Origin of the sequence: Pseudarthrobacter sp. NIBRBAC000502771, from assembly GCF_006517215.1 — a bacterium.
Taxonomy (GTDB): Bacteria; Actinomycetota; Actinomycetes; order Actinomycetales; family Micrococcaceae; genus Arthrobacter; species Arthrobacter niigatensis.
The window spans coordinates 1,415,242-1,429,149 of the sequence record NZ_CP041187.1; the positions used below are offsets into that span (position 1 = coordinate 1,415,242).

The window sequence follows — 13,908 nt, forward strand, 5'->3', positions numbered from 1 at the left end:
GGGTGTCAGTCGGTGCGGTAGTGGGCGAGCTTGTCGTCGTCCACGTCCGTGCCCGCGCCGGGGCCCTCGGGCACGTGGATCCGGCCGTCCGTGATGGCCAGTGGCCGGGCCAGCAGGTCATCGGTCATATCGAGGTAGTTGGACAGCTCGGCCGCACGCTTGGCGGTGTGGGCGAAGGCGGCGCCGAACACCACGGAAGCCACCGTGCCCACCTGGGTGTCGATCTGGTTGCCGATGTAGACGTCGATGCCCATGCCCTCGGCCATGCCAACGATCTTGGCGGCTTCGGTGAAGCCGGACCGGGCGGTCTTGACGGACAGGAGGTTGGCCCCGCCGGTGAGGATTTCGCGGGCCGCCTCGCCCAGGTTGGCGGCGGATTCGTCGGCGGCGATGGGGATGGGGGAGTTGGTGACCAGCCGGCGGCGGCCCAGGACTTCGCGGGCGTCATCCGGTTCCTCAAGGAACTGCAGGCCGAGGTCGGCAGTACGGCGCAGCACCTCGGCGGCCTCGTTGGCTGTCCAGCCGCGGTTGGCGTCCATGTACAGCTCGGCGTCCTCGCCCAGGCCTTCCCGCAGCACTTTGGCGGCCTCGATGTCCAGGTTCAGCGGACGGCGGCCGGTCTTCAGCTTGAAGGTGTTGATGCCGTAGGTTTCCCGGAACTCCAGGGCCAAGGCCAGGAGTTCCCGGGCGGGTTTGAATCCGAGCATGTGGGAGACGCGCAGCGAGTCGGTGTAGCCGCCCAGCAGCTTGGTCACGGGCTGCCCCAGGGTCTTGCCGATGACGTCCCACACGGCAATGTCCACCGCGCCCTTGGCCGTCTGGTTGTGGATGGTCCGCGCCATCACTGCCTGGATCTTTTCCCGGTCAAAGACGTCGATGCCCACCAGCTGCGGGGCGAAGACATCCTGCACCACCGCGACGATGGACTTCTGCGTCTCACCGTAGGTGTACGGGCGGGGCGGGGTGTCTGCGGTTCCCACCACGCCGTCGTCGGTGTGGACACGGACCAGGACGTGGTCGGCCTCGTGCACGGAGCCGGAGGCGAAATGGAGCGGGTGGCGGTACGGGATCGAGTAGGGGATCGCCTCGATGGCTGCGATCTTCATGATGGGAGGAGCCTTTCATCAGCGGGAGCGGGGGTGGCGGCATCAGCGGTTGCCGTGGCCACAATGTCCAGGAAGTTTTGCAGCAGGGCGGACCGGTGGCCGCGCAGCCAGGCGACGGCGAGTTCCACCGGGGGAGCATTGTCGATCTCCCGGTATGCGACGCCTTCGAGCTGGAAGGCGCGCACGCTGGACGGCATGACGGCGATGCCGCCGCCCGCGGCCACGAACGCCAGCATGGTGGAGGTCTCACCAACCACTTGCGCGATCCGCGGCTGGAAACCTGCCTGCCGGCAGAGGTCCGAGGTAATGCGGTTCAGCACGGACTCCGGTGCATAGGCGATGAAGTCCTGGTCCTGCAGTTCGTGCATGGCCACGGGCCGGTCCACCGCCAGCGCGCTGAAGGAGGGAAGCGCGACGACGAGTGGCTCCTGGGTGACCACGCGGTAGTCGATTTCCTCGGAGGCAACGGGTGGACGCAGCAGTGCCGCGTCCAAGGTCCCGTTGCGCAGCCCCGCTTCCATGGACGGCGTCAGCATCTCTCCGTTCAGTGCCAGCGACAGGCCGGGAAGGACCTGTTTGGTGAGCCGCGCGATCCGCGGCATGACGCCGTAGGTTGCCGAGCCGGAGAACCCCACCCGGAGGACGCCGGTGGCGCCCTTGCCCACCTGGTAGACATCCGCGCGGAGCGTCTCGACGTCGTTGACGATCTGGCGGCCGCGGTCCAGCAGGAGCTGGCCCGCCGCCGTCAGGTCCACCCGGCGGGTGGTGCGGTTGAGGAGCTGGACGCCCAGCTGGTCTTCCAGCTGGCGGATCTGCTGGGACAGGGGCGGCTGCGCCATGTGGAGGCGCTTTGCCGCCCTGCCGAAGTGCCGCTCCTCCGCCACCGCGATGAAGTAGTTAAGCTGGCGGATTTCCATCCGGTGCCACCTTTCCAGCGGGTCGGGGAGGGCGCGGCGCAGCCTCATTGATTCATAGAATAACCATAAAAGGCCCTACTTAGATACTTTTTCGACGTAATCTTTCCGCTCTTCGGCCCGGGGCAGGGCTTCTTCGAGCTTGTGCTGGCGTGGTACCAGGATGGTGACGGCGCCGCCAAGCAGGGCCACCGCGCCGTAGATGTAGAAGGCTGTTGCCCCGCCGATCCCCGCCGCTGCCAGCCAGCCGCCGATGATCGGACCCAGGACCCCGCCCAGCCGGCCCACGCTGGCACACCAGGCGACCCCGGCTGCACGGGCATTGGTGGTGAAGTAGTTGGACTGGAAACCGTAGACCAGCACCTGGGTGCCCAGGGTTCCCACCCCGGCGGTGGCGATGAAGGTGAAGAGCAGCGGCAGCGGGAAGCTGAAGGTCATCAGTCCCAGGGAAATGGTGGCGAGGGCAAACGTGGCAGCGATAACCCGCTGCGGTCCGTTCCGGTCGGCCATCCGGGAGGCGACCAGACCGCCCACCACGGCACCGAGGTTCAGTGCCAGCGGGAAGAAGAGGGCGTAGGTGCGTCCGTAGCCGTAGCCCTCCATGATCTTGGGCAGCCAGGTGTTGAGCCCGTAGGTCAGGAGGAGCCCGCAGAAGGACATCAGGCCCAGCAGGATGGATGCCACGGCGAACTGGCGGGAAAAGACGGCGGCGAACCCGGACTTCTGCGGGGCGGCGCCGGCTTCCCGGATTACTTGCTCTTCGGCGAGCGGGACCCCGGTGCGCCAGGCAGCGGCCAGCGCTTCCTCTTCCCGGCCCCGGGCCAGCAGCCACCGCGGGGATTCCGGAAGTTTCCGCCAGGCAATGGGCAGGATGACCAGGAGGGGCAGGGAGCCTATGACAAACAGGCCGCGCCAGCCGATGCTGTCCAGGAACGCGATGCCCAGGACGGACGCCAGCACGCCGCCCGCGGGGACCCCGGAGTACACGATCGCGTTGTAGAACTGCCGACGTCCCGCAGGTGCGAACTCGGCCATCGTGGCGCCGGCGCTGGCGATGACGACGCCCAGGCCCAGGCCCGTGGCAAACCGGAGGGCGCCGAAGGCGGTGACATCCGTGGCCAGGGCGGTGGCGAACATGCCCAGGGAGAACCAGGCGATGCCCGCGAGCATCAGCCGGCGGCGGCCGAAGAAGTCACCGATGGCACCGCATGCCAGCGACCCCACCAGCACGCCAATGAGGGCCCAGGACCCCAGGAGCCCGGCCGTGGCCGCATCGAAATGACCGATTTGGCCCGCGTCCGCGAGCAGTCCCGGAAGGACGGTGCCGTAGACCACCAGGTCGTACCCATCGAAAAGGAGCGCGGCGCAGATGACGAAAGCCACCCAGTTGGCTGTCCGGGTCTCCTTTCCCGGGTTTCCGGAGATTGTTGATTGGGGGTGCGGCAGCGTCATGGCGCAGGTCCTTTCAGGGGGCGGGTATGGAGGTGATGCGGCATCCGAATGGATCCGCGCCGGGGCCTCGGCAACCCAGCCTGACAGGCAATGTGACGCGCGGCATATGAGGGGAATCCCCGGTTTCGCGCCCGGGGTGCATTGGGCAGTTTCCGCATATCAAAGGGGCTGTATTTGCGATGGATCCGGCGGAACAGGACCAATGCGCCCGGCGGCTGCGGCTTTCCGGCGGTGGCTGGCGGGCCGGTCTTAGTCCATACGCGGCCGGTATGAACCAGGAGGCCCGCAACCATGGCCGGGGGTATGGCGCCCCGGTTAGGCTGGCGGAATGATCAATCCAGCACGGCTGCACTCAGACCTGTCCCGCCTGGGCCGGGAGACGGACATGTTCCTTGCCACGGTCTCCTCCTTGTCCGATGAAGAACTGGCTGCCCCTTCACTGTGTGAAGGGTGGACCCGTGCCCAGGTCATCGGGCACGTCGCATCCAGCGGACGTGCCCTGGTTGGGCTGATCGACTGGGCCACGTCCGGGGAGGAACGCCAGCTGTACGCGTCCCCTGAAGCGCGCTCGCAGGCCATTGCCGCCGTTGCGGCCCTGCCGCGGGAGGAACTCCTGGCTGAAGTGCGGGACTCGGCCGCCGCTTTCGCCGGTGAAGCCCAGCGGTTGACCGGGGATCTTGTGGCATCGGAAGTAAAAGTGGGTGGCCGGGAGTTGCCGGCAACCTCCATAGTGGCGCTGCGGATTGCCGAGGTGGTGGTGCACCACCATGACCTGGACACCGCGTGGACCATCGAGGAGGCCGACCCCGATTCGCTGTTGAACGCCATTGAGGCCGTGGTACGTGCCATGCGGGCCAAGGGCGCGCCCGGGATGACGCTGGTTACCGAGGAACGCGACGAGTGGGTGATCGGTGACGGCGGCCTGCGGGTTGAGTCGGACCGGGAGGGCCTCCTGAAATGGCTGGCACGCGGCGACGCCGAAGATGTTGAGGCGGCAGGCCCGGTGCCCGTGCTGCCGGCCTGGTAAAGCCAAAGAAGAATCCCCGCCGGGCACCAGCGGATTGCTGGGGACACCCGGCGGGGATTCCATCGTCGGCGGGACGCCTATTTCTTCGGCAGGCCCGCCGGGTTCAGTTCGGACTTCTGGATGGCCTCGGAGGAGAGGCCCCAGCGGTCCAGGATTTTGGCGTAGGTGCCATCCTCGATCAAGTGGTTCAGCGCAGCCCGGGCGGCCACCGCCAGGCCGTTGCCCTTCTTGGTGGTGAAGGCGATCTGCGCCGTCAGCGGCCAGCCGCCGTTCAACGTGCCCACCTGCTTCGTCTTTCCGTCCTGCGCCGCCTTGTACGCGGCAGCCGCGTTGGGGCCGAACGTCAGGTCAGCACGGCCCGACTGAAGGGCCAGGCTCGAGGCGGAGTCGTCGTCGTAATACTGGAACTGGACCGGCGCCAGGCCGTTCTTCTTGTTCTCCTCGTCCCAGCGCACCAGGATGGCCTCCTGGTTGGTGCCGGAGCCCACGATGATCCTCTTGCCGGCCACGTCCTTGGCCTCCTTGATTTCCCCGATGTCCGAACCGCTCTTGGCATAGAAGCCCAGGAGGTCATTGCGGTAGGTGGCGAAGTCGAACTTTTCCTTGCGTGCCTCGGTGACGGTGACGTTGGACAGCACGGCCTCGTACTTGGACGATTCGATGCCCAACGGCCAGTCCGCCCACGCCACGGGCAGGACCTCCACCTGCAGGCCCAGTGACTCGCCCACGGCGTAGGCGATGTCCACCTCGCTGCCGATCAGGGTCTTGTTGTCCGTGGCGAAGAGGCTGAGCGGCGCCGCGCCGCCCGTGGTCACCACGGTGAGTTTGCCATCGGCCTTGATGGCCTCGGGGACCAGTGCGGCAGCGGCGGGGTCCGCAGCGACTTTGAAGCGGTCCTGCTCCGGGGACAGGTTGAAGGTCTTGCCGGCAGTGTTTGTGGCGGACGACGACGGTGCTGTCGCCGCCGAAGCGCCGGGGTCGGAGCAGGCAGCCAGTCCCAGCAGTGCTGAAACGGCAAGGGCCACGACGGCGGCCGGCCTGGTGGTGATGGCCATGGTTCCTCCTTGGAACGAGGGTGGAAGATGCAGCGGGATGTGCGCGTTGCAGCCACTATCCGGCAGCCTCCGCGGTGGAATCAAAGGCCGCGACACCCGGGGATACAGGGAGTAACGGCAGTTCACCGGAGGACCGCGGCGGTCATATTCGCCACCCGTGACCCAGCCGGATACGCGCCTGTCACGCATCCAGCAGAAAGCGAGTACTCGGGCAAGAAAGACAAGTGGTGATTACGCGTGTTCTCCCCCTGGACGGGAACCTACGGTTGGGCTATGAGGCGGCCAGAGTGGTCCGCCGCCAAGGTCTCACCAGGAGCTCGCATGCGCACTTCCCCGTCCAAGTCCCCCTTGTCCCGACGCCTTGCCGCCGCCGTCATCCTTCCCGGGCTGCTCACCACCAGCATGGTATTGGTCCAGCCCGCGGTTGCAGCCACCGGCACGGTCACCGGAATCTGCAACGGGGTGGTGAACCAGCTGGCGCACCGCGGCAACGTTCAGGAAAACCTCCTGAAGGCCGCGGCCAGGAAGAACGCCGACATCATCCTGGCGCTGCAGGCCGAGAAAGCAACGCTCCAATCCAGGGCTGACGCTCTGACAGCGGACATCGCGGCGGCGGACAAGACGCTGGCCGCCATGGATGCCCAGGCAACCCAGCTCGACAAGGACGCAGCCGCCGCCCAGGCTGAGGTGGACCAGCTGGGCCCCCTGGTCACTGCCAAGTCCGGAGCGGTTGCGCAGGCAACGGGCGACCTCGCCGCCCTGCGAAGCCAGCAGGCGGACGTTCAAAACGCGCTGGTACCGCTGCAGGAGCAACTGACGGCGGCGCAGACCGCCGCCGATGGGCTAAAGGCACAGGCCGCAGACCTCGCTGCCAAGCAGGCTGACAACGCGCAGGCCCTGGCCGCAGCGCAGGCCCAACTGGAGGAGCTGAAGCAGTCGGCAGCCACGGCAACCGCCGACGTTGCCGCGAAGGCGGCCCAGATCCAGCAGGCGCAAACCGACCTTGCTGCACTGTCTTCCCAGGCGCAACAGGCAGCCTCAGCGGTGAGCGCCGCACAGCTGCAGGTCACCCAGGCGGAGGCGGACCTGAGGGCATTGGAAGCCGCCGGAAGCACCGCGGCGGGGGCGCTCCAGGCCCAAAAGGACCAGGTGGCCGCAGCCCAGCAGACACTGGCAAACCTCCAGGCAGCTGCAACGGCCGCCACGAATGCGGTTACGGACAAGCAGGGACAGATCGCAGCCGCCCAGTCTGACCTGGCCACACTGCAGGGCGACGCTGACAATGCGAAAGCTGCACTGGATGCCAAGAATGCCGCGCTCACCGCAGCCCAAGGCGACCTCACCACACTGCAGGCAACTGCCGCGGCCGCCCAGAAGGCCTACGACGACCAGATGGCAAAGGTAAACGCAGCCAATGCCCAGGTGGCCGCACTGCAGGGGCAGATCGCCACGCTCAACGGCCAAATCTCATCGAAGCAGTCTGCACTGGCCGCAGCCCAGAGCGACCTCAAGACGCTTCAGGACAACGCCGCTTCACTGCAGTCCCAGATTGACGCCATCACCAAGCAGATCGCCGCCATCAAGGGAACCAGCGAGGAGAAGAAGGCGCTTCAGGATCTGCGTAAGTCCAAGTCAGACGAACTGGCCCTCGTAAACAACCAGATCGCGGACAAGAGCACCCAGATTTCGGGCCTCCAGGGTGATTTGGCAACCCTGAACAGCCAGGTCACCGCGCTGAATGCGCAGCTCCTTACGAGGCAGCAGGAAAGCAGCACGCTGCAACAGCAGGCGGCGCCGCTGCAGGCATCCCTGACCGCCGCGAACTTAGCCGTCGCGGCCAAGGAAGCCGATATGGCCGCGCTCAAGGCCCAGGTGCCCGGCCTGCAGGATGCAGTGAACCAGGCCAACGCAGCAATCATCACCAAGCAGGCGGAGCTGACGTCCATGCAAAACCAGTTGCCGGACCTCCAAAAGGCAGCCGATGATGCAGCAGCCGCCGTTACAGCCCAGCAGCAGACAGTCAAGGGCCTGGAAGCCGCGCTGCCTGGGTTTGCTTCTGACTTCCAGCAGGCGCAGCAGGCGGTGACCGACCAGAAAGCAGTCCTGGAATCGAAGAATGAAGCCCTGACCCAGGCCCAAACGGATTTGGCCGCCGCGAATAACGCCGTCCAGCAGAAGCAGGCAGAGCTGGGCGCGCTGCAGGACCAGCTCCCAGCGCTCCAGGCGGCCGTTACCGCAGCCAACACTGCAGTAACGGCCAAGGAAGTGGAACTCACGGCCCTCAACAACCTGGCCGACAGCTTGGCCTTGCAGATCACCGGACTCAACGGCCAAGTTACCGCCAAGGAGTCCGAGATTCTGTCCTTGCAAACCCGGGTAGCACCCTTGCTGCAGCAGTTCAACCAGCTAAACGGTGACATCAGCACCGCGGAAGCAAACCTCGCAATGCTGCAGGGCCAGCTGACCGGCCTGGACCAGCAGCTCTCGGCGGCGCAGCAGAAGCTGGCCACGCTGCAGGCCCAAAAGAAGCAGAACACTGCCGACATCAAGGCCCAAAAGGACGTCGTCGCAGGGCTGCAGTCCCAACTCGGCACCGTACAACAGCAGATCCGTGCCATCGACGGAACGATAGCGCTGGGGGGCTGCGCCGCCTAATCCACTGGAAGCCAACCACAGACGGCATGCGACACAAAGAGGGGACCAGCCCGGTGGGCTGGTCCCCTCTTTAGTGCGTCACGGCCTGTTGCCTAGGACAGTGCCGCGAGCACTTCCTTGGCCACATCCTCGCTGGACTGCGGGTTCTGCCCGGTGATGAGGTTGCCGTCCCGCACCACGTTGGAGGACCAGGCCGGGCCGTTCTCGATGACGGCACCCTTGTCCTTGAGGGCGTCCTCCACCAGCCACGGCGTGTTCTCCCCGGTGCCGCCGCCAAGTTCTTCCTCGTTGGTGAAGACCGTCAGGCGCCGGCCCTTGAAAGTGAACCCGCCGTCGTCGTCCGTTGCGCTCAGAAGCCCCGCTGGGCCGTGGCAGAACGGGGCGATGACCTTGCCGGCTTTGTTGGCAGCCACCAGGATGCGGCCCAGGTCGGCGTCCTTGTACAGGTCCGCCATGGGGCCGTGGCCGCCGGGCATCACCACGGCGTCGTAGGCAGCAATGTCGACGTCGGCCAGGACCAGCGGGTGCGCCAGCTCGCCGTCGATCTTTGCGATGTAGTCCCGGAAGCCCTGCGCCCGTTCCTCGCCGCCCGCCGACTCTGCCGCCAGGCTGACCTGGTCCACGGTGGGCTTCCTGCCGCCGGGGGTGGCGATGTGCACCGTGTTGCCGGCATCGGTCAGGGTCTGGTGGGATACCACCAGTTCCTCCGCCCAGTAGCCGGTGGGGTGTTCGCTGCCGTCCTTCATGGTGAGGGAATCTGCGGCCGATACGACCATCAAGATGTTTGCCATGGTGTTTCTCCTGTCTTAGCTGACGTGAGTGGCTGGAAGCCGCTTGCTACTTTCCTGCTGCTTCAAGCTCAGCGTACGTGGCGTCGTCGAGCGTGATGCCCGCGGCGGCCAGGTTCTCTTCGAGGTGCTGCACGGAGCCCGTTCCGGGAATGGGCATCATCACGGGGGAGCGGCGCAGCAGCCAGGCCAGGGCCACCTGGGAGGTGGTGGCGCCGAGGCGCTTGGCCGCCTCATCCAGCGGGCCGCCCGGCTTGGCGAGTTCGCCCGCGGAGATGGGCGCCCAGGGAATGAAGCCGATGCCGTTGTCTTCGGAGTAGCGGAGTACGTCCTCCGAGCTGCGGTCCGTCAGGTTGTAACGGTTCTGGACGGTGGACACGGTGAAGTGCTTCCCGGCCGCTTCCAGCTGCTCCACGCTGACCTGCGACAGGCCCAGTGCACGGACCTTGCCTTCGTCCTGGAGCTCGCGCAGGACGCCGAACTGCTCCTCGGCGTCCACCTTGGGATCGATCCGGTGCAGCTGCAGGAGGTCCAGGGTGTCCACCTTCAGCTTGCGCAGGCTCAGCTCGGTCTGCTGGCGCAGGTATTCCGGCCGGCCCACGGGAACCCACTTGTTGGGCCCGGTGCGCGTGAAGCCAACCTTGGTGGCGATCCTCAGCCCTTCCTTGTACGGGTGCAGGGCCTCGGCGATGATTTCCTCGCTGATGTTGGGTCCGTAGGAATCGGCGGTATCGATGAAGTCGACGCCGAGTTCGACGGCGCGGCGCACCACGGCCACGGCCGCCTGGCGGTCCGCTGGCTCGCCCCAGACACCGTCACCCACGATGCGCATGGCACCAAAGCCAAGCCGGTGCACGGTACCCAGGTCCTTGAGGTCGATGGTTGCGGACAGTTCCAGCTGGTTCGTTGAATCATGGCTCATAGGGGCGGCAACATCATCAGTGTGCTGAGTATTCCGAACATCACAGAAATAACCCGGCCGCCGCCGTCGTTATGCCTGAAGTGCCCGCCGCGAACCGGCCGGGCGACTCTTACGAAACGTTCCTGAAAGGCCGGCACCTGACGTGACTCTTCCCCTCTCCATCCTTGACCTGGCAACCATCGGCAAAGGCCAGACGGCGGCGGAGAGCCTGGCGGGCAGCGTGGCCATGGCGCAAAGCGCTGAGAAGCTGGGCTACCGGCGCGTCTGGTACGCCGAGCACCACAACATGTCCTCCATCGCCTCTTCCGCCACCAGCGTGCTGATCGCCCATGTGGCTGCGCATACCGAAAGCATCCGGCTGGGCGCCGGCGGCATCATGTTGCCCAACCACTCCCCGCTGACCATCGCCGAACAGTTCGGCACCCTGGAAACCCTCCACCCGGGCCGGATTGACCTGGGCCTGGGCCGTGCCCCGGGCAGCGACCAGAACACCATGCGCGCGCTGCGACGCGACCCGATGTCCGCGGACAGCTTCCCGCAGGACGTCCTGGAACTGCAGGGCTACCTCACCGGTCCCACCCGGATCCAGGGCGTGGAGGCCACCCCCGGCAAGGGCACCAATGTGCCCCTGTACATCCTGGGCTCGTCCCTGTTCGGCGCGCGCCTGGCCGCCCAGCTTGGCCTCCCGTACGCGTTCGCCTCGCACTTCGCACCCGCCGCGCTGCAGGACGCGGTGGCCATCTACCGGCGCGAGTTTAAGCCGTCCGCCCAGCTGGACGCCCCGCACGTGATTGCCGGCGTCAACGTGATCGCCGCCGACGCCGCCTCCGAAGCGCAGGCCATGTTCCAGGCCACCAAGCGGGCTCGCGTCTCCCTGTTCTTCGGTGGGGGCACCCGCGAGTTCACCGACGACGAAGCTGACATGATCCTGGACTCGCCCCAGGGACAGCACATGGCACAAATGATGACGTACTCCGCGGTGGGGACGCCCGACGCCGTCATCGATTACCTGGACAGCTTCGGTAAGCACGCCGACGCCGACGAACTCATCGTGGCGCACCAGAGCCCGGGCACCGAGGCACGCCTCCGGTCCGTGGAACTCCTGGCCGAGGCGGCCGGGCTGGTCCGGGTGTAGCGGCGGTGGTTTGCCGGCCGGTGCGCAGCATGCCACGCCACTCGGCCGGCCGGACTTTTACACATACGCAATGAAGGGGACTTCCGGGGGTAACTGCCCGGGCTGAGGATGGGATGTGCCCCGGGTCATCCGCCCGGACCCCGGGGCGCCAACCGGTAGCCCGCGGACCATCCGTGCGGCTGTGTTCCCGGCCTGGCCCTGCCTCAAAGGGGTTTTGGATGCCGACGCCATTGAACCAGAGCGTGGCGGATTCCGCGCTGCTCACACGGTCCCTTCCGCTGGACATGCTGCGCGCCTTCATCCAGTCCGATGCGGCGGACAACGGGCTGACACCCGCCCTGCTTACGGAACTCAAGGTGCTGGCCCGCGTCCCCAGCCTGCTGGTGGCCTGCAATTACGGCGGAACGCTGTGCGACGCCGAAGGCATCTCCACCGAGACGCTCCCGCTGGGCAGCGCGGCCATTGCGCTTCGTGCGCTGGCAGCGCTGCCCAATACCCATGCGGCGATCATCTCGGGCCGCTCCCTGCGTGACCTGGCAGCGGTGTCACGGCTGCCCGCGGAGGTGCACCTTATCGGTTCGCACGGCGCCGAAGCGGACATGGGGTTCGCCCACGCGCAGAGCCTGGCCACCGAGTCCGTCCTGCAGAAGGTCAATGCCGCCCTCAACGAGGCCGTCGGCTTCCACGAGGGCATCTGGATCGAACGCAAACCGGTGGCAGTTTCGGTGCACACCCGGCCCGCCCGGCCGGACGTGGTGGCGACCGTGACGGAAATTTCCCGGCAGATCGCTGCTGCCCACGGGCTGTTCTTCATCGTGGACGGCTCCGTGCTGGACCTGTCCGTGGTGGAACCGTCCAAGGGCGAGGCATTGGAGACCCTCAGGTCCCGGCTGGGGGCCAGCGCGGCCATGTTCGCGGGGGACGCCGCCAGCGACGAACTGGCCATCGCCACCCTGCCCGGGCCCGACCTCGGCCTGCACGTGGGCCAGGGCGAGACGGCAGCCCCGCACCGCCTCCGCGACCCCCAATCCTTCGCCCGCGTCCTGGCGTTCCTCTTCGAACTGCGGCGGGCGTGGCTGTTCGGGGAGGACGCGGTGGGCCTTGAACGCCACTCGATGATCGGCAACGGGTCCTCCACCGCGCTGCTGACGCCCGACGCGAAGATCTGCTGGATGAGCCACCCTCTGCCGGACTCCGGTTCCCTGTTCGCCCACATTTTGGGCGGCGATGCCGCCGGGCACTTCTCGGTGGAACCCGTCAAAGCCTCCCAGGTGCTGGGGCAGCGCTACGTGGACAGCACCATGATTGTCGAAACCCGCTGGGCGGACGTCACGGTCACCGACTACCTGGAGCCTGCACCGGAAGGCATCACCAGCCTGGTCCGGGTGCTGACGGGCCACGGCGCAGCCAGGATCACGTTTGCTCCGCGGCCTGACTACGCGAACGCCCCGTTCAGCATGGAGGCGCGGGGCGGGGAACTGCATGTGCTGGGCACCTCGGAGCCCATCATCCTGTTCGCGCCGGGCGCCGCGTTCAGCATCACCTCGGACGGCCGCCATGCCACGGCAACGGCGTCCGTGAACCTCCAGGACGGGCCCGTGGTGCTCAACCTCCGCTGCGGGGACACCGAGCCGCAGTCCGCGGACCCCGGCGGGGAGACGGAACGGCGGGCACGGGTGGCGCTCCATGCCCGGCAGTGGGTGCAGAACCTTTCCCTGCCATCGGTCAAGCCCTCGCTGGTACGGCGGTCGGCGCTGGTGCTCCGCGCCCTGGTGCATGAACCCACGGGCGCCGTACTCGCGGCCCCCACCACTTCCCTGCCCGAGGGAATTGGCGGGACCAGGAACTGGGATTACCGGTACTGCTGGTTGCGGGATGCCTCCATGACCGTCAATGCGCTGGTGGACCTGGGCTCCACGGCGGAGGCGGCCGGATTCCTGGGCTGGCTGGGCCGGATCCTTGAACACGCACCGGGCCCCGAATGGCTGCACCCCCTGTACTCGGTGACGGGCGCGCCGCTGTCCACGGAAGCTGTGGTGGACAGCCTGCCGGGGTACGCGGGATCCCGTCCGGTGCGGATCGGCAATGCGGCGGATCACCAGGTCCAGCTGGACGTCTTTGGGCCGGTGGCCGAACTCATCCACTCGCTGAGTGAACGTGAGGACGCGCTCGCCGACGACCACTGGGAGCTGATGAACCAGATGGCCTCGGCGGTCCTGGCCCGCTGGCATGAACCGGACCACGGGATCTGGGAAGCCCGGCGGGCAGCACGGCATCACGTGTATTCAAAGGTGATGTGCTGGGTGACCTTGGACCGCGCGCTGCGGACCGCGGCGCGGCACGGCCGGGAGCCGGACCCGGCCTGGGCGCCGGCGGCAGCCACGATCCGTGCGGAAGTGCTCCGGGAGGGCTGGGACGAGTCCGCGAAGTCCTACACTGTTGCCTACGACAGCCCGGACCTGGATGCCGCTGTCCTGCACATCGGCCTCTCCGGCCTGCTGGACGTCACGGACCAGCGCTTCCTGGACACCGTCACCGCCGTGGAGCGGGAGCTGCGGGTGGGTCCAACGGTCTTCCGCTACAGGTACGACGACGGGCTGCCGGGCCTGGAGGGCGGGTTCCACATCTGCACCACCTGGCTGATCGAGGCGTACGTGGCCGTCGGCCGCATCGATGAAGCCTGGGACCTGTTTGACCAGCTGGTGAACCTTTTCGGCCCCACCGGGCTGCTCCCCGAGGAATACGACCCCGGCACCGAGACCCACCTGGGCAACCATCCGCAGGCCTACTCGCACCTGGGCTTCATCCGCTGTGCCCGGCTGCTGGACGAACACCAGGACAGGAGATAGTCGGC

At 67.1% G+C, this 13,908-nt stretch carries 10 protein-coding genes; 4 read left to right on the forward strand and 6 right to left on the reverse strand.

Translation table 11 applies throughout. The features are described 5' to 3' along the window. Positions 1-5: 5 nt before the first annotated feature. From NIBR502771_RS06655 to NIBR502771_RS06665, 3 genes are all read right to left on the reverse strand, one after another. On the reverse strand, positions 6-1,106 hold the full coding sequence (locus tag NIBR502771_RS06655; protein ID WP_141159043.1) for a mandelate racemase/muconate lactonizing enzyme family protein: 1,101 nt from the start codon (positions 1,104-1,106) through the stop codon (positions 6-8). After that, positions 1,103-2,023, reverse strand: coding sequence for a LysR substrate-binding domain-containing protein (locus tag NIBR502771_RS06660; RefSeq protein ID WP_141159044.1), 921 nt, complete (start codon positions 2,021-2,023; stop codon positions 1,103-1,105). Before NIBR502771_RS06660 ends, NIBR502771_RS06655 begins: the two co-directional genes overlap by 4 nt. A 75-nt stretch (positions 2,024-2,098) precedes the next feature. Next, positions 2,099-3,472: an aromatic acid/H+ symport family MFS transporter gene (locus tag NIBR502771_RS06665; RefSeq protein WP_141159045.1), complete on the reverse strand. Its 1,374-nt coding sequence runs from the start codon at positions 3,470-3,472 to the stop codon at positions 2,099-2,101. 328 nt (positions 3,473-3,800) lie between these two features. Between NIBR502771_RS06665 and NIBR502771_RS06670 the strand changes: the two genes are divergently transcribed. After that, positions 3,801-4,499 (forward strand): maleylpyruvate isomerase family mycothiol-dependent enzyme, encoded by a 699-nt coding sequence (locus NIBR502771_RS06670; RefSeq protein WP_141159046.1) that lies wholly within the window; start codon positions 3,801-3,803, stop codon positions 4,497-4,499. A 77-nt stretch (positions 4,500-4,576) separates the two neighbouring features. On the opposite strand, the gene NIBR502771_RS06675 is transcribed toward NIBR502771_RS06670, so the two are convergent. Further along, positions 4,577-5,554, reverse strand: coding sequence for an ABC transporter substrate-binding protein (locus NIBR502771_RS06675; RefSeq protein ID WP_141159047.1), 978 nt, complete (start codon positions 5,552-5,554; stop codon positions 4,577-4,579). Between the two features lie 321 nt (positions 5,555-5,875). Here NIBR502771_RS06675 and NIBR502771_RS06680 point away from each other — a divergent pair, with 321 nt between their 5' ends. Next, positions 5,876-8,209 carry a chromosome segregation ATPase gene (locus NIBR502771_RS06680; protein ID WP_141159048.1) on the forward strand — a complete coding sequence of 778 codons (2,334 nt, stop codon included), beginning with the start codon at positions 5,876-5,878 and terminating at the stop codon, positions 8,207-8,209. 92 nt (positions 8,210-8,301) lie between these two features. Here the strand turns inward: NIBR502771_RS06680 and NIBR502771_RS06685 are convergent, their stop codons facing one another. Then, positions 8,302-9,000, reverse strand: coding sequence for a type 1 glutamine amidotransferase domain-containing protein (locus NIBR502771_RS06685; protein WP_141159049.1), 699 nt, complete (start codon positions 8,998-9,000; stop codon positions 8,302-8,304). A gap of 46 nt (positions 9,001-9,046) precedes the next feature. Further along, a complete protein-coding gene (locus NIBR502771_RS06690) occupies positions 9,047-9,919 on the reverse strand; it encodes an aldo/keto reductase (protein ID WP_141159050.1) in 873 nt (290 codons plus the stop codon). Between the two features lie 142 nt (positions 9,920-10,061). Here NIBR502771_RS06690 and NIBR502771_RS06695 point away from each other — a divergent pair, with 142 nt between their 5' ends. Both NIBR502771_RS06695 and NIBR502771_RS06700 read left to right on the forward strand, forming a co-directional pair. Then, positions 10,062-11,054: an LLM class flavin-dependent oxidoreductase gene (locus tag NIBR502771_RS06695; protein ID WP_141159051.1), complete on the forward strand. Its 993-nt coding sequence runs from the start codon at positions 10,062-10,064 to the stop codon at positions 11,052-11,054. Positions 11,055-11,272: 218 nt separating this feature from the next. Further along, positions 11,273-13,903 carry a trehalase-like domain-containing protein gene (locus NIBR502771_RS06700; protein WP_168225723.1) on the forward strand — a complete coding sequence of 877 codons (2,631 nt, stop codon included), beginning with the start codon at positions 11,273-11,275 and terminating at the stop codon, positions 13,901-13,903. Positions 13,904-13,908 lie beyond the last annotated feature (5 nt).